Annotated in this window: 11 protein-coding genes; 4 read left to right on the top strand and 7 right to left on the bottom strand. The window is 42.2% G+C overall.

Translation table 11 applies throughout. From position 1 onward, the window contains the following. Window positions 1-23: 23 nt before the first annotated feature. Genes leuD through leuA form a run of 4 tightly spaced genes read right to left on the bottom strand, consistent with a single transcriptional unit; the run spans window position 24 to window position 4,723 of the window. Window positions 24-623 (bottom strand): 3-isopropylmalate dehydratase small subunit, encoded by a 600-nt coding sequence (gene leuD, locus KUL10_RS10575; protein WP_110428897.1) that lies wholly within the window; start codon window positions 621-623, stop codon window positions 24-26. Then, on the bottom strand, window positions 623-2,059 hold the full coding sequence (leuC, locus tag KUL10_RS10570; RefSeq protein ID WP_110428896.1) for a 3-isopropylmalate dehydratase large subunit: 1,437 nt from the start codon (window positions 2,057-2,059) through the stop codon (window positions 623-625). The genes leuD and leuC overlap by 1 nt, the downstream gene beginning before the upstream one ends. 11 nt (window positions 2,060-2,070) lie before the next feature. Continuing rightward, window positions 2,071-3,165, bottom strand: coding sequence for a 3-isopropylmalate dehydrogenase (leuB, locus tag KUL10_RS10565; RefSeq protein WP_110428895.1), 1,095 nt, complete (start codon window positions 3,163-3,165; stop codon window positions 2,071-2,073). 1 nt (window position 3,166) lies between these two features. After that, on the bottom strand, window positions 3,167-4,723 hold the full coding sequence (gene leuA / locus KUL10_RS10560; protein WP_110428894.1) for a 2-isopropylmalate synthase: 1,557 nt from the start codon (window positions 4,721-4,723) through the stop codon (window positions 3,167-3,169). Between the two features lie 402 nt (window positions 4,724-5,125). Between leuA and KUL10_RS10555 the strand changes: the two genes are divergently transcribed. From KUL10_RS10555 to KUL10_RS10540, 4 genes are read left to right on the top strand one after another with little or no spacing between them, the layout of a single operon-like run. Beyond that, window positions 5,126-5,524 carry a GntR family transcriptional regulator gene (locus KUL10_RS10555; RefSeq protein WP_110428893.1) on the top strand — a complete coding sequence of 133 codons (399 nt, stop codon included), beginning with the start codon at window positions 5,126-5,128 and terminating at the stop codon, window positions 5,522-5,524. A 2-nt stretch (window positions 5,525-5,526) separates the two neighbouring features. Continuing rightward, window positions 5,527-6,477 (top strand): ABC transporter ATP-binding protein, encoded by a 951-nt coding sequence (locus KUL10_RS10550; RefSeq protein WP_110428892.1) that lies wholly within the window; start codon window positions 5,527-5,529, stop codon window positions 6,475-6,477. A gap of 47 nt (window positions 6,478-6,524) precedes the next feature. Further along, window positions 6,525-8,396, top strand: coding sequence for a hypothetical protein (locus KUL10_RS10545; RefSeq protein WP_110428891.1), 1,872 nt, complete (start codon window positions 6,525-6,527; stop codon window positions 8,394-8,396). 16 nt (window positions 8,397-8,412) lie between these two features. Further along, window positions 8,413-10,611, top strand: coding sequence for a S9 family peptidase (locus tag KUL10_RS10540; protein WP_110428890.1), 2,199 nt, complete (start codon window positions 8,413-8,415; stop codon window positions 10,609-10,611). A 170-nt stretch (window positions 10,612-10,781) separates the two neighbouring features. Here KUL10_RS10540 and KUL10_RS10535 read toward each other — a convergent pair whose 3' ends face one another. The 3 genes from KUL10_RS10535 to KUL10_RS10525 form a co-directional block, all read right to left on the bottom strand. Further along, on the bottom strand, window positions 10,782-13,001 hold the full coding sequence (locus KUL10_RS10535; RefSeq protein ID WP_110428889.1) for a malate synthase G: 2,220 nt from the start codon (window positions 12,999-13,001) through the stop codon (window positions 10,782-10,784). A 359-nt stretch (window positions 13,002-13,360) separates the two neighbouring features. Next, window positions 13,361-14,305, bottom strand: coding sequence for a LysR family transcriptional regulator (locus KUL10_RS10530; protein ID WP_110429022.1), 945 nt, complete (start codon window positions 14,303-14,305; stop codon window positions 13,361-13,363). 313 nt (window positions 14,306-14,618) lie between these two features. After that, a complete protein-coding gene (locus KUL10_RS10525) occupies window positions 14,619-16,220 on the bottom strand; it encodes an isocitrate lyase (protein ID WP_110428888.1) in 1,602 nt (533 codons plus the stop codon). Window positions 16,221-16,622 lie beyond the last annotated feature (402 nt).

Here is a 16,622-nt window from a genome sequence, read left to right as displayed (position 1 = left end):
CAATCGTATTTATCAGTAGGTAGTTATACCCAAGCTGACCTATTAGCTTCGAACGCAGAAATTTTTTCGTCAAATTCAAGTGTTTGACCAATCGCATCTAATCCTTTAATCAGATTATTTTTGTGATGCTCTGCGATCTCGAATCTAAAAGTGTTATCGGCAATGCTGACAGTTTGTGAAGGTAAATCTATGTCTATTTTTACGCGATTGTTTTTTGCAATAGCATCAAAGACTTGATCCATTTGCGCTGATGGCAAAGTGATGGGTAAGAGTTGATTATTGATGCAGTTTCCGTAAAAAATATCTGCAAAACTAGTTGCAATAATCACCTTGAAACCGAAATCTGCAAGTGCCCATGGCGCGTGCTCTCGACTTGAACCGCAGCCGAAGTTTTCACGAGTGACAAGTATACTAGCGCCCTTGAATTCCGGTTTGTTGAGTGCAAAGTCAGGGTTCGCCTCTTGTTCATGCAGATCTAAGTAGCGCCAATCGTGGAACAGGTGTTTACCGTATCCAGCACGAGTCACACCGGTTAAAAACTGTTTAGGAATAATCTGATCGGTATCCACATTAGCTTGGTCAAGTGGGGCAGCAGTGCCGGTATGTGTTGTGAATCCAGCCATTATGCTTGCTCCTGTAGTGCTCTAACGTCAGTGAATTTTCCAGTAAGTGCAGCAGCAACTGCCATTTCTGGGCTAACTAGATGTGTACGTGCACCTCGGCCTTGTCGACCTTCAAAGTTGCGGTTACTGGTCGATGCACAACGATCACCAGGTTGTAGAATGTCGTCGTTCATGCCTAAGCACATTGAACAGCCCGGAAGGCGCCATTCAAAGCCTGCGTCGATAAATATTTTATCAAGGGCCTCTTCTTCGGCTTGCTGCTTAACGGCAACAGAACCGGGTACAACAATCGCAGTTACATTGCCTTTGACCTTGCCTTTGCTCGCAACCTCGGCAGCTGCACGTAAGTCTTCGATGCGACTATTTGTACAAGAACCGATAAATACATGAGAAACCTCGACTTGATCCCACGTTTGCCCAGACGAGAGGCCCATATATTTCAAGGCTTTGACAGCAGATTCTTTTTCAATTGGATCATCAAAACTATCTGGCGAAGGAATGGCCTGATTGACTGCTACGACTTGACCGGGATTGGTTCCCCATGTGATCTGTGGGGCAATGTCTGCGGCGTTTAAGGTAACAACCGTATCAAATTCTGCATCATCATCTGAATAAAGTGTACGCCAGTATGCGACTGCTTGTTCCCAATGTTCGCCTTTGGGTGCAAACTCTCGTCCCTCTAGATAATCAAAGGTCTTTTGGTCGGGGGCAATCATACCTGCTTTGGCGCCTGCTTCGATACTCATATTACAAATGGTCATGCGCTCTTCCATTGATAGGTCAGAAATCGCTTGCCCGCAGTATTCAATCACATGTCCAGTAGCACCTGCGTGTCCAATGACGCCGATGATCGCGAGTATAATGTCTTTAGCTGTTACACCCACAGGTAGCTTGCCTTGCACATCAATCTTCATGCTTTTCGCTTTTGATTGTTTGAGTGTTTGGGTAGCAAGTACGTGCTCAACTTGAGAGGTACCAATGCCAAAAGCTAAGGCACCAAACGCGCCATGAGTGGCTGTATGTGAATCACCGCACACTACGGTCATACCTGGTTGAATAAGCCCTTGTTGAGGACCAATCACATGCACGATACCTTGGTTTTTATGACCAACAGGATATAGCTCGATATTATGTTTAGCGCAGTTAACCGCTAGGGTTTGCAGTTGCAATTTGTTTTGCGGTCCGCAAGCATCTAATGCTAATGAACGCGTTGAAATACTGTGATCCATGGTACCAAAGGTTAAGTCTGGACGACGCACCATGCGACCGGCTTCATCTAGACCGGCAAATGCTTGTGGAGATGTCACTTCGTGGATCAGGTGACGGTCGATGTATAGCAAGGTGTCTTCACCCAATTGCGCAACAATGTGCGCTTGCCATACTTTATCAAAAAGTGTTTTTGCCGCAGTTTGTTCTGCCGCTTTTCGTTCTGCCATGGTGTGTCTCCTTAGGCTTGGGCGATTAAGTTCGCGATGTAGCTACCTACTTCAGAGGTACTGCTGGCTTTATCTTTGTTGTCTTCGCTGAGTAATTCAGAAGTTAAAATACCGTCTGCTAGGGTTTTTACCACGGCTGCATCGATTGCATCAGCCGCTTCATTTTCGCCTAAACTAAAGCGCAATAACATTGACGCAGAAAGGATTTGAGCGATCGGATTAGCAATGCCTTTGCCTGCGATATCGGGCGCTGAGCCGCCAGCCGGTTCGTACATACCAAATCCATCACCGTTGATACTAGCGCTAGGTAATAGGCCCATTGAACCGGTTAACATGGCGCATTCGTCAGAAATAATATCGCCAAACAGGTTTGAACAAAGCATCACGTCGAATTGTGCAGGGTTGCACAGCAATTGCATGGTCGCGTTATCGATATAAATGTGTTCAAGTGTCACTTGCGGGTAGTCTTTTGCTACTTCTTCAACAACTTCACGCCATAAGCGGCTACAAACCAATACGTTGGCTTTGTCGACTGAAGTGACTTTTTTGCCACGTTTGCTTGCTGCTTCAAATGCGCTGATAGCAATACGTCTAATTTCTTTACGTGAATATCGCATGGTGTCGAAAGCATATTCTTCTTCGCCTTCACCAGACAGACCTTTGGGCTGCCCGAAGTAAATACCTGAAGTAAGTTCACGTACCACAAGCACGTCAACACCGCTGGCAGCGATATCAGCGCGCAAAGGTGATAAATGCGATAAGCCTTCGTATATTTTTGCAGGGCGTAGATTACTGAATAAATCAAAATGGCTGCGCAGGGTTAAAAGCGCGGCGCGCTCTGGGCGTTGCTCTAAAGGTAGGCTGTCCCACTTTGGACCGCCAATCGAACCAAATAAAATTGCGTCGGCTTGTTCACAACCTTTTAAGGTTTGCTCTGGAAGTGCCGTTTGATGATGATCGATTGCGTAACCGCCCACCGGGTAGGTGGTGCGGTTTAAGGTCAGCTCGAACTTTTCACAAACCACATCGAGCACTTTATTAGCCTCATCCATGACTTCTGGCCCAATACCGTCTCCGGGCAATACGGCTAATGTGTAAGCTGACATTTTATACTCCTGATACTTTTACTTGTTGTTTTTGCTCATCTATTTGATCAGCTAAATGTGTGTTGTTTAATACAAAGATTAGTGCGCGTACGCCTGATTCAACGATATCTGTGGCAAGGCCAATACCGTTAAATCGACGACCGTTGTATTCGGCGACAACGCTGACTTGGGCGAGGGCGTCTGCCCCTTCACCTTTTGAATCTAATTTAAAATCGACAATATCGATAGTGTGTCCTTCAAGAACGCGCATGATCGCGTTGTATGCCGCGTCGACTGGACCATTGCCAATAGCTGATTCAGTCTTACTCTCGCCACCTACGCTCAATTGAACGGTGGCACTTGGGATGATATTTCGACCACTTTGGGCCTGAAGGTGCTCAAGTTTGTAGTGGGCATGATCATGCTTTTGTTGATCGAAGAATAAGAGTGCTTCTAGGTCATAATCGAATACTTGGCCTTTTTTGTCTGCCAATTTCAAAAATGATTCGTAGATTGCATCTAAATTGTATTCGTCTTGTTGATAACCTAGTTCACCCAAGCGGTGTTTAATCACATGGCGACCTGAGCGCGATGTTAAGTTGAGGTTGTTTTTATTAATCCCCACGCTTTCAGGTGTCATGATCTCGTAGGTGTTTTGGCCTTTTAATACACCATCTTGGTGAATACCAGACGAATGGCTAAACGCATTTGCGCCAACAATGGCCTTGTTAGACTGAACGGGCATATTACACAAGTTACTGACTAGCTTAGACGCCTTTGAGATTTCTTGAGATTTGATATTTGTGTCTAAACCCAACAAGCCATAGCGTGTTTGCAAAATCATGGCGATTTCTTCAAGTGAGCAGTTACCCGCACGCTCGCCAATACCATTAACCGTACATTCAACTTGCCTTGCACCTTGTTCTACCGCTGCAAGCGAGTTTGCAACGGCTAAGCCCAAGTCATTATGGCAATGTACTGATATGGTTGCTTTATCGATGTTTGGTACACGGTTGAATAAGTTTTTAATGATGCCGCCAAACTCTGTTGGCGTTGTATATCCTACCGTATCTGGAATATTGACCGTTGTTGCACCAGCATTAATAGCCGATTCAACCATTCTGCACAAATAATCAATGTGTGTTCGACCCGCATCTTCACACGAAAATTCGACGTCGTTCGTGTATTTTCGTGCATGTTTAATCGCTTTTACTGCCATTTCGACGACTTCGTCTTGAGACTTTTTAAGCTTAGTATCAACGTGAATATCAGAAGTAGCGATAAAGGTGTGAATTCTAAATTGTTCAGCCACTGACAATGATTGACCACAGGCATCGATGTCTTTTTCTAATGCGCGAGATAAACCACAAACTGTTGCGTTTTTGATCTCACGCGCAATCAATCTAACTGATTCGAAATCACCAGGTGATGATACAGGGAATCCAGCTTCAATAATGTCCACGCCAAGTCGTTCGAGCATCAGTGCGATTTGTAATTTTTCTTTTTGATTCAAACTGGCGGCCAACGCTTGTTCGCCGTCTCGCAAAGTGGTGTCGAAAATTTTGACTTGTTTGCTCATTACTAAGCCCTTTAATTGTGTAGGGTGATTTTACCCTAGTTTAAAACAAAAAAACCCGTGCAATGCACGGGTTCTTAGAGAGTTTTGTTATTTACAATACTTACCCGTGCAAAAATTTTGCGTTAAGTAAGAGCAGCAGGAAAGAAGCGATAGATGAATCACTGAAAATGCGGGTTAATGATGATAAACCTTTCATATATCCTCCAAAAGTTGCTGGTTAATTGTAACTCGTTTGAGAGTAATGGCTAGGGTATTAAATGTAAAGCGCTTTCTTGGAAATTTGTTTTACTTTTTGTGCAATGTAGAAAATAAAAACTTGATTATTTTGCAAACTGTATTTACTGTACTAATACAAATAGTACAGTTGAGCTGTGCTTTTTAAATTATTTAATAGTTGGACTGATGAGCACAATCAATATCCAGATTACAACGGGTGACCCACGGCCTATTTTTAAACAAATAGTCGACGGTATCCGCATGCAAATTGCAGATGGCAGTTTAGTGGAGGGGGCAAAGTTACCAAGCGTCCGAGGCTTGGCTATGCAACTGACGATCAATCCTAATACGGTTGCTAAAGCTTACGGAGAATTGACTGCACAAGGTTTGCTGGAATCACGCCAAGGATTAGGACTATTTGTATCTGAACATCGCCAACAATTAAGTGAGCAAGAGCAAGAAAGTCGTTTACAAAAAGCAATAAACGCTTTTGTCAACGAGGTTGCTTACTTGGATTACACGCAGGCTGAAATCATTAAAGAAACGACGGCGGCCTTACAAAAAATCACAAAGAAAGGAAACTGATCATGTGCTCAGAATTTTGTATTGAAACCCATGACCTAGTAAAAACCTTTGGCGACAAAACTGCCATTAATCACTTAACGCTAGCGATTCCGAATAACGGTATACACGCCATCGTTGGCAGCAACGGTGCGGGCAAATCAACACTTTTTAGGCTGCTATTGGGTGTCGACACACCAAATTCTGGAAGCATCAAAGTATACGGCGAATCCGCGACTAATTTATCACCCACTACACGCGCAAAAGTCGCTTATGTCAACGAAGAACACACCTTACCAACATGGATGAAGATCAACGCTTTACTAAAAATGCAAAAACACTTTTATCCTAAATGGAGCGATACCATTTACAACAATGTCATTGGTTTTTTTGATGTCGATCCAAACCAAAAAATCGCGGGTTTATCAAGGGGCGAAAGAGCTGGCGTTAATCTAGCGATGGTGTTGGCACAACAAGCTAGCACACTTATCTTAGACGAACCCACACTTGGTTTAGATGTTGTGGCAAAACAGTCATTTTTGGAAGCCCTTTTATTTGCTGAAAGAGAGTCAGAATCAACGATTATATATTGCTCTCATCAAATGGAGGAAATTGAGCGTGTGGCCGAAAATCTGATTATATTAGAAAAAGGGCAGTTGACGAATTCAAGTACGCCCGAAGCCTTTGTTGAGCGTATTAAAAGTGTAATGGTTGAGGCCGAACACTTAGGTTTGTCAGCGAGCTCGCTCAAAGCCGAAGTGTTTGAAAAATTACCCGGTTTTATTAATACAAAATCCATTGACGAGTCATACCAATTGACGTTTGTCGACAGGACCCTTGAGCAAATAACAGCTGATTTAAACGCTCGCAGTATCAATATCTCTTTTGCTCAAAATGTGTCACTTAACCAAGCAGTCAATGCGTTTCTCTCGAAGCATCATAGCCGTCCTTCTCAAGCTAAACATACGCCTGCCTAGCCGCCAATTGTGAAGCTATAACGTATAACATAAGGAAAGAATTAGTCATGTTTGAATTAGCGAAAAGCGAATTTTATCGATATCAAAAATGGGCGTGCTTATGGGCTCTTGTAGTTTTAGGTGTTTTCCTTTTTTCACTGCGGTATCAACCCTTCCTATATCCTGATCAAGCAAAAAGTGCGCTTAACAACTTATTGATGTTGGGCGGGAGCTTTATGTTTGGTGCGCTACAAATCGTTTTGCACCGACGCAAGAATCACTGGACATTTTTGATCCACCGCCCATTACCCAGTTCTGGTATTTGCAATGCAATTTTACTGGCCGGAGCCGCGGTCATTTTAATTGCGGTAGGTGCGCCTTGGCTCGTTATGGTAGCGGGTACAGATGTATTCGGTAGCAGTTTAGTTGAGTTTAGGCACTACTCTTACATTGTCTATTTATGCTTAACCGCCTTGATGAGCTATCAGCTCGGTGTACTCATTGTCTTAAATGCGAGTCGTGGGATTGTTTTGTTAGTGGGCTTACTTGTGCTCGTACTTGCGCCGAAAGCTGACAGTCACCTTGCTCAGTTTGCACCTGTGATAGTATTTAATGGCATGCTCTATTATCTAAATAAATTGAGCTTTAAACCTGATCTATCAACGTATTTGCGCGGACCCATTGCACAGTCTTTATTAGCCGTTCCAATGAGTTTTAACCTAGTATATTTATTGATCCTCTCGACAGTCGTTTTTTATCACGGTCCTAAATGGGCGCTTGGCACACACCCTGATACAAACCCAGTAGACGGAAGTCTGTCTTATACCTATAGCTTAAACAAAGACGAACTCGTTTATTATACGCTAGAAAATGCAAAAGTGTTTGCACCAGACCTAGCGAATAGTATTCGTTTGCAAGCAGATGAAAGTAATTATCATTGGATAGCCGCATCTGTGCGCAGTCATCCGCGTTCACACCAGCTACACCTCGATGACACAAGTTACCAATTGGTCGATGAAAAAAACAATATCAATTATCAGTTTTCACATAAGCACATGGTTTTATTAGGCAAACACGCCCTTACTGGAGAGCCCGCTGGTGTAATTGGACAAGATGGCTTTTATCGCTCATTGAGTGAATTTAAGCAAAACAAGGAAAGTGCTGTATTTGACCGCGTTCCTTATTTGATAGAAAACCGTTATGCCGCTTTTGGCAACACGTTGCTTAGTATTAATTTTGAAGACCAAAGCGTGTCTGAGCGATTCCGCTTAAGAGATAATGAGTATCTTCAAAATATGCCTTATTACATGCGGGAAGGTGGGTTTATTTCGCTGTTTACCAATCAGCGTATTATTCTTTTTGATTCGCAGCGTTTTGCCTATGAATACGAAACCTTAGCTCCAAATTTTGCGTTTGATTTACCTGATACAATCGAACTTACGAATATTCTAGGCTTTGAACTAGCGGACGGCTTTGCATTTATTATTAAAGATAAAGGTCACTACAGTGGCGTTGGCGCAAAGACCCACTTAATTCACGTAGATTATGCGCAAAATGAAACGCTTGTTGCAAGTCGTGAATATACCGTCAACAGGCATCCGAATTGGATAGAAGAAATTGATTATATGCTTTCGCCACTGTTGTACGTGATGCGCGCAGAAATCATGAATGCACTTGATGAAGCATTAGCTATACCGAGTGACACAAGCGAGATGACAGTAAACCTGCAAGCCGTGATTGTGCATGTTATTAGCCTGATTTTACTTATTATATTAGGGCGAAAACATGAACTCAACAAAGCGCAGTGGGCTACATGGATCGTGCTCGTGAGCAGCTTGAGTTTTCCTGCGCTGTTAAGTTTTGTGCTCTTGCATCCCTTCAAAGGTGTGTATTTTAAAAAGCCGCAAAGATTGCTGTCTGCTAAACCGCAAGCAGTGTAAGACCTTAGGATTTGTTATGGTATTCACTCTTTTGGCCAATATTTTGGCCTGCTTAGTTGCGCTTGTTCTATTTATCCTGCCTGTTGAAACCTATGCTGATTTGCCGGGTGAACTAGATGGTGAACAGGGCGCTACACATACAGTTATCCAACCAAAACTAGTCAGCAGTATTGCTGAATTTAGTCAGCGCCATTTGCAAATGCCAACGATAGCTTTGGATAGGCTCGAAGCGATTAAAGGCTTTTCTATAAGTGATGTCACTCTTTCTCCTGATGGAAAGTGGATAGCTTTCATCAGTAAAGATAAACGTTCTGGCAAAAATGCAAATGAGCGAATTCCTTCATTGGTATTGATGAACATACAGACGGGAGAAAAAACGACGGCTTTCACTTCTCCTAAAATAAAACAGTTTTTTTGGTCGCAAGATGCAAAGCATATATTTATTCTATCCCCAAAATTCGTGAGTTTGGTCTCGCTGATACCTGAAGAAGTCGAAACCTCTAGCGCGTCTATTAACATCAGCCGAGCAAGGATCATCCATAAGCTCGACTCAAAACATGATGAATACGTGATGGATATTCACAAACAAGCACCTCATGCACTATTGGTCGCGAGCCGTCATCCTAAATCAAAAACATTTACCGTTAGTATGTTGGATCGCTCAGGAATAAAACACGCTATTTACAAAAGCAGACATGCGCTAATCGGCGTCATAAGCGATAACAATGACCCACTCAAGGCTGATTTCATTAAAAGAGTTAACGGTGGAAAAGTTGAGTTAGTGGATGTAAGAAAGCCTGAAAAAGCGGTAATAGCGCATTGTGAATTGCGGGATCCGTGCGCAATGATCGGATTAGAGGAGTCTCAAAGTAAGCAACCTCAATCTCAGCCCCAAGCGCTCGTCGTATTTGGGAGGCTCGGTCAAGACTTGATTGGTCTGTATCGTATTAATGTAGATTCAGATACGTATCCTTTTAGTCGTTTGCACCAAGATCCAAGTGCGTTCTTTGATGCTTATGATGTAAGCCTTAAATTGGGTTTACCCAATACTATCAGCTACCAAACTAAATCTATGCATCACTATGGCTTAAACGCAGCTGCAACTGACGCTTTAACGGAAATCGAAGCACTACTCAAACAAGAAAATCTCAAGCATCCGTTTGCACTCGTTGATAGTTTCTTTTCTATCCAAACGAATGCTGATGCAACATTGTGGTTGTTAAGACAAGAATCACCTCAAAACCCCAGTGTACGGTATTTTTTATATGATGCGACACGCGCGTCTTCACACGATCGCATCAAGGCACTTGATTCCATTTCCTATCAGAGTAAACGAGTTGCGAGCTACAAAAGCACCGTGGATTATGTTGTTTCGGATGGAATGCGCCAGTTTGCTCATATCACGGTGCCAAATGGCTTTGATCTTCAAACGCTTCCGCTAATTGTGATGCCCCATGGTGGTCCTTGGAGCCGGACTGACAATCATTATTCCTTTATTTCGGACTTTTTAGCGAGTCGAGGTTTTGTTGTATACGAACCCAACTTTCGCTCTTCCATCGGGATGGGCTTTCAATATATGGTGTCGGCAAATAAAGACTTTGGTGATGGTATTGTTCAACAAGATATTATTGATGGGTTGAATGCTTTGTTAAGCGCTGGCATTGGAGACCCCAAGCGACTTGCGATTGTGGGGCACTCCTTTGGCGGCTTTTCGGCCTTGTCAGGCCTGAGTTTTACACCTGAACTGTTTAAAATGGCGTTTGCGGGTGCACCACCAACCGACCTTACTTATTCGATAGAATTTTTAGATCGAAAAGACTTTCGAAACCTTTCAGACCGTCGCCAGCAAATGTTTTCTCAACTCGCTGTTGATATTTCTGATGAAAAAGACAAGCAACGACTTAGTGCTCAATCGCCCTTCATGCATTGGGAGAAGGTCAATAAACCAGTGTATGTGTGGGCAGGCGCAAGGGATGACAGAGTTGATATCAAAAAAGTAAAACAATATGTGGCAAAATTGCGAAGCGCTAATACGCCAAAACAAGCACGGTTTCTATTTGTTGACCCAGATGCAGGTCATAGTCCCAATCGTCAATTGTCTATGGAAGCATATTTGTACTTATTAGAGTGGTCACTCAACAAACATTTTGAATCTTTTTTCGATTCGCATCTTAGTAGTGATTTGGATGGCTTTTTGAAAAGCTATGAACGATAAAAAGGGTTTGTTATTGTACAAACGAATGCTTGTTTCATGATTGAAGTCCTTTTCAATAAACGTTAACAATATGCGCGTTTTCTAGGTGGTTTACGAGGTTCCCAATCGAGTTGGGAATGACCTTTCTTCGAGTTGGGAACGACGTTTATTTTAGTTGAACACTCTGTTTATTAACTAGCCTGCTTTCCTGCATGTTGACCAAGTTTATACGAAGCCATTAATGCCTTCATCTCTAAACGGCGTTGGTGTAATAGCGGTTCGGTATAGCCACTTGGTTGTTCTTTACCTAACAATATCAGGTCTCTTGCTGCCTGAAAGCCAATGGATTCGCCGGTATTTGGCGTCATTGGAATATATTCGCTGTCAGCTTTATTTTGTTCGTCAACCAATACCGCCATGCGCGCGAGTGAATCTTCAACTTGAGCTTGTGTAAGTAAACCGTGATGTAGCCAGTTTGCGATATGTTGGCTGGATATACGCAATGTTGCGCGGTCTTCCATTAAACCTACATTGTTGATATCGGGTACTTTTGAGCAGCCAATGCCTTGGTGAACCCAGCGTACAACATAACCTAAGATGCCTTGTACGTTGTTATCTAATTCGTTTTGAAGTTCTTGCTCGTTAAACGCACGTCCGTTTTCTAATAACGGCACCTGCAAAATAGTATCAATATAATCTGTTTGTGACGCGCGCGCTTGAATCTGAGCTTGTACATCAAATACATCAACTTGATGGTAATGCAGGGCATGCAAGGTAGCTGCGGTAGGTGAGGGTACCCAAGCGGTATTGGCACCCGCTTTTGGGTGCGCAATTTTTGCTTCCATCATATTTGCCATTTGGTCTGGAATTGGCCACATACCTTTACCGATTTGTGCTTTACCCGATAAACCAGCGTCTAAACCAGTGCTTACATTGGATGATTCATAAGCACCAATCCACTCGCGTGTTTTAAGCTCTGCTTTTGGCGCAAACGCACCGAGTTGCATAGAGGTATGGATTTCATCGCCCGTGCGGTCTAAAAATCCTGTATTGATAAACACAACACGAGATTTAGCGGCTTCGATACATGCTGACAAATTGATACTGGTACGGCGTTCTTCGTCCATGATCCCCATTTTGATGGTGTAGCGTTCAAGTTTGAGCATATCTTCGATACGTGCAAACAGGGTGTTTGTGAACGCAACTTCTTCTGGGCCATGCATTTTGGGTTTTACGATGTAAATACTGCCTTTTTGGCTGTTGCGAAGCGTATTTTGCTTCAATACATCTTGTTTGCTAATGAGTGACGTGATCACGCCGTCCATGATCCCTTCTGGTATTTCTTGATTGTCTAACAGTATCGCTGGGTTTGTCATTAAATGACCAACATTACGGACAAACATCAGGCTTCTGCCGTTAAGCGAAAGTTTTTCACCTGTTGGAGATTGATATTCACGATCAGGGTTCATGCTACGGGTAATAGTACTGCCGTTTTTATTCATCTGTATCGACAATTCACCTTTAATAAGCCCAAGCCAGTTTTGATACACCAAAGTTTTATCTTCGGCATCGACCGCCGCGACTGAATCTTCACAATCCATAATAGTGGTGAGCGCAGATTCGACATAAACATCTTTAATGTTGGCAGGATCTGTTTTGCCAATCGGGTGCTGGTCGTCAAACTGAATTTCAACATGAAGCTTGTTGTGTTTGAGTAATATTGCTTGAATATTGCCGTTAGCTGATTGAAATCCTATAAAAGCATTTTTATCCATAAGTTCGACAATTTCGCCATTTGTTAGCGTTATCTCTAGGTTTTTATTGTTGATGTTGTAAGCGACGGAATCATGATGAGAGCCGGTGGTGAGAGGTGCGATCACATCTAACCATTTACGCGCTTGGATAATAACTTGTTGGCCACGTTTAGGATTGTACTGCGCCGTTTTCTCTAATTCGCCTTCTTGAGGAATGATATCAGTGCCATATAGTGCATCATATAAACTGCCCCAGCGAGCATTTACAGCATTGAGTGCGTAGCGCGCATTGTTGATAGGCACCACTAGTTGAGGGCCAGCATATTCACTGATTTCTGGATCTATGTTTTGAGTATCGATACTAAAAGTATCAGGTTGCGCTTCTAAATAGCCGATGTCTTTTAAAAATGCTTTGTAATGTTCAAAATCAACGCGCGTTTGTTTGTTGGCAAGGTGGTAATTATCTATTTGAGTTTGCAGGTGGTCACGTTTTTTCAATAGCGCTTGGTTAATTGGGCTCAATTCGATTAATAAAGATTCGAATTCGCTCCAAAACGCGCTTTTTTCTATGCCCGAATCGACGAGTGCTTGATTGGCAATAAATTCATCTAATGTTGAATCAACTTTCAAACGACCGCGTGTGATGTATGTTGCCATGACTGTCTCCCGTTGAACTTAGCGTTTTGTAAATTTGCTGCATATGCAAAAAAGAAACGCTTATTTCTGTAAAATATTGAGCTAGGGTTATCAGTATAATGCCCTAGGCATGTTGTTTTTAATTTATGCTTTGCATTCTTGTCATAAATATCGTGAATGTTATGGTGTCGAAAGGTTTCAGTGTGACTTTCAGTTTTTGATTTTCGAGAGTTTGCTTGTTTTTATCATGTTGTAACGCTGGGATATAAGAGGTAAATAGCGCCCCTTACTTGTAAAGAAGGCTGCTATTGATTTAAACGCCACTTTTATTGGGCACTATTAGTGTTTTCTTCTTGATACAATGGGCAGTGCAAGCAGTGTTAAACATCACCAATCTGATTTGCAACATCACTTATTAGGCGTCTAAGCCAAATATGTCCTGCATCATGGTGCAGAAGTGCGCTCCAAGCCATTTTCAATGCAATGGGTGGAATATCAAAAGGGGTATCAACTACAGCAATATTGGGATCGTCTTTAAAAATTTTGGCAGCTTTAGTCGGTAAGGTGGCAATTAAATTTTGTGTCTTAGTCAATTGAAGTGCAGCATGATAGTGGCGCGTGAATACTCTAATGTCTCGTTGTTTGCCAAGTTTAGTTAACTCAGCGTCAACCCAACCTAATTTTTGCACTTCTGTTGGATCTATTCCGACGCCCACACCAAAACCAGTTTTGCTCACCCAGATATGCTGACCATTTAAATAAGCTTCTAAATCGAAGTTGTGACGTTGAGGATGGTCACTGCCGATGACACACGAAAAACTATCATACCAAACTACTTTTTGATGAAATGACAAGGGTAACTCATCGAAACGGTTAATCGCCATGTCGACCTTTCCTTGTTCAACATCATGAAAAGTCACATCTGATGGCGTAATCAAATCTAGTGTAATATTCGGTGCTAAATCAGCAAGTTGGCCAATCAACTCAAGCAATAGTGTTGACTCAGCATAATCGCTGGTCATTATCCTGAATGTGCGGTGACTTGTTTTAGGATTAAATTCTGTTTCGGGTTGAATAGATGATTCAAGCTTAGCGAGTACGTCGCGGATCACCGGCTGAAGCTCTAATGCTCTTTTTGTGGGTGTCATACCGTCGCTGGTGCGCACAAGAAGTGGATCTTTAAACAAATCTCGCAAACGTTTTAGACCATTGCTCATTGCAGGCTGAGTAATGCTTAGCTGGTTAGCTGCTTTGGTCACACTACCTTCACGCAAGAGAACATCTAAATAAACCAGTAAATTCAAATCAACTTTAGCAATATTCAACGCGCGACTTCCTTCCAAGCTATTCAGGCTGGTGATTATAATCATTAAAAATATAAAAAACAGGTACTTCTTTGGTATTACTTTTTAGCGCTATTGATACATATCAAATAAAATTCAAAGACTTATTGAATTCTTAAGTATTAATTTAATTACTATTTATTTTAAATCCATAAGTTTAATGAATGCGATTTAAGTCTTTGCAATGAAGTGCTTGGGTAAAATACTGGCTTTTGAATGGGGAGAGAAATAAAAAACGCCCCGAAGGGCGCTGAACAAGAGTCATTTAAAAACGATTTCAATGGTGCAATAGTGTTTAAGCGACCACGTCAAATTGATTCATTGTATTATCTTCGCCAGATGCTTTAAGTGCTTGCTCACCAGAGAAGTATTCTTTATGGGTATCCCCTAGATCTGAACCAGCCATCGCTTGGTGTTTCACACACGCAAGTCCTTGACGGAGTTCTTGACGTTGCACACCTTTCACGTAGGCAAGCATGCCTTCATCACCAAAGTATCCTTTAGCTAGATTATCAGTAGACAAGGCTGCAGTATGATAAGTCGGCAGTGTAATTAAGTGATGGAATATGCCCGCTTCTCTAGCTGCGTCTGCTTGGAACGTTCTCACTTTTTCATCAGCCTCAAGTGCTAAATCACTGTCATCATATATTGCAGACATCAATGCGGTGCGGTCGTAGCCACTGGTATCTTTCCCAGCCACCTCCCATGCATCAAACACTTGTTGACGGAAATTAAGTGTCCAGTTAAACGAAGGAGAGTTGTTATAAACCAACTTAGCATTGGGACAAGTCTTTCTGATTTCGTCAACCATTGCACCGATTTGGCCAACGTGCGGCTTTTCAGTTTCAATCCAAAGCAAGTCAGCGCCATTTTGCAGCGATGTGATACAGTCCAATACAACGCGATCAAAGCCTGTGTCATCTTTGAATTTGTACAATCCGTTTGGCAAGCGAACGGGTTTTACTAGTTGCCCGTCTAATTTCATCACTGTATCGCCCTCGGATAAATCACTAATGGAATCCACAGGAGTTGTTTCTAAAAACGCATTGTATTGTGCAGCTAAGTCGCTTTCAGATTGTGATACCGGAATCTTTTGTGTTAAACCTGCACCCAATGAGTCAGTGCGGGCAACGATAACCCCGTCATCAACTCCCAACTCTAAAAATGCATATCTAACAGCATTGATTTTGGCTAAAAAATCTTCATGAGGTACTGTTACCTTGCCGTCCTGGTGACCACATTGTTTTGCATCAGAAACCTGGTTTTCAATCTGGATACAACATGCGCCAGCTTCAATCATTTTTTTAGCTAACAAATAAGTGGCTTCTTCGTTTCCGAAGCCAGCATCGATATCCGCAATGATAGGCACTATATGGGTTTCGAAATTATCGATTTTGCTCTGAATGTCAGCGATGCTCTCGCCTTTTGATTTTGCTTCGTCTAGCTGACTGAAAAGGTTTCCTAATTCTCGAGCATCTGCTTGGCGTAAAAAAGTATAAAGCTCTTCAATTAGTGCGGGAACACTTGTTTTTTCGTGCATAGATTGATCAGGAAGAGGTCCAAACTCCGAACGCAAGGCTGCGACCATCCAACCAGACAAATACAAATAGCTTTTATTAGTTGTACCTTGATGCTTTTTAACCGCTAGCATTTTTTGTTGGCCGATAAAACCATGCCAGCACCCAAGAGACTGCGTGTATTGACTCGAATCACCATCGTAATCAGCCATGTCTTTGCGCATGATACCTGCAGTGTATTTTGCGATATCTAAACCTGTTTTAAAACGATTTTGCGCTTTCATACGCGCTGCGTACTCGGGGCTAATTGCATTCCAAGCAGAACCTTGAGCTGCTTTTAAATCACTGAACTGCTGAATGTCTTGTTGATATTGTGACATAGTTAATTTCCTCTTGTTACTTGCTGTGTGCTTGTAAGACATTTGTAAAGTTAATGTAATGCCTGTTGTCTGATTACAGATTAAGTAAACAAATTTAATAAATAAAGTGTATATAATGCATTTCAGGTATTCATGGCGTGAATGTTATGTTGGTATGGGTTTGATTTTTTGCTGCGGGCGCAGCAATTGCTTGGTTTTGCTTACAATTCATAAACACGCTAAAACTGGGAAATAAAAAATAACGCAATTGTTTAGTGTAAAAAACGTCTTGATAACCATAAAAAATCAATTGATATCGTTTTTGTTTGACGCCTAAATATGAAAATAAAACGTTTGTGTGGCGAACTTAATTTAATATCGCTTTTAGCGGTGTATACTTATGCTTTTAAATTTATCGAAAAG

This window comes from Glaciecola sp. KUL10 (assembly GCF_003203515.1).
GTDB lineage: Bacteria > Pseudomonadota > Gammaproteobacteria > Enterobacterales > Alteromonadaceae > Glaciecola.
The sequence above is the reverse complement of the archived record's forward strand: the minus strand, read 5'-3'. Positions and strand labels throughout refer to the sequence as shown.

Bases quoted from the DNA above. Each gene is read 5' to 3' on its own strand.
- leuD (WP_110428897.1), bottom strand. From the start codon at position 623: ATGGCTGGATTCACAACACATACCGGCACTGCTGCCCCACTTGACCAA.
- KUL10_RS10540 (WP_110428890.1), top strand. From the start codon at position 8,413: ATGGTATTCACTCTTTTGGCCAATATTTTGGCCTGCTTAGTTGCGCTT.
- KUL10_RS10535 (WP_110428889.1), bottom strand. From the start codon at position 13,001: ATGGCAACATACATCACACGCGGTCGTTTGAAAGTTGATTCAACATTA.
- KUL10_RS10550 (WP_110428892.1), top strand. From the start codon at position 5,527: ATGTGCTCAGAATTTTGTATTGAAACCCATGACCTAGTAAAAACCTTT.
- leuB (WP_110428895.1), bottom strand. From the start codon at position 3,165: ATGTCAGCTTACACATTAGCCGTATTGCCCGGAGACGGTATTGGGCCA.
- KUL10_RS10525 (WP_110428888.1), bottom strand. From the start codon at position 16,220: ATGTCACAATATCAACAAGACATTCAGCAGTTCAGTGATTTAAAAGCA.
- leuA (WP_110428894.1), bottom strand. From the start codon at position 4,723: ATGAGCAAACAAGTCAAAATTTTCGACACCACTTTGCGAGACGGCGAA.
- leuC (WP_110428896.1), bottom strand. From the start codon at position 2,059: ATGGCAGAACGAAAAGCGGCAGAACAAACTGCGGCAAAAACACTTTTT.
- KUL10_RS10545 (WP_110428891.1), top strand. From the start codon at position 6,525: ATGTTTGAATTAGCGAAAAGCGAATTTTATCGATATCAAAAATGGGCG.
- KUL10_RS10555 (WP_110428893.1), top strand. From the start codon at position 5,126: ATGAGCACAATCAATATCCAGATTACAACGGGTGACCCACGGCCTATT.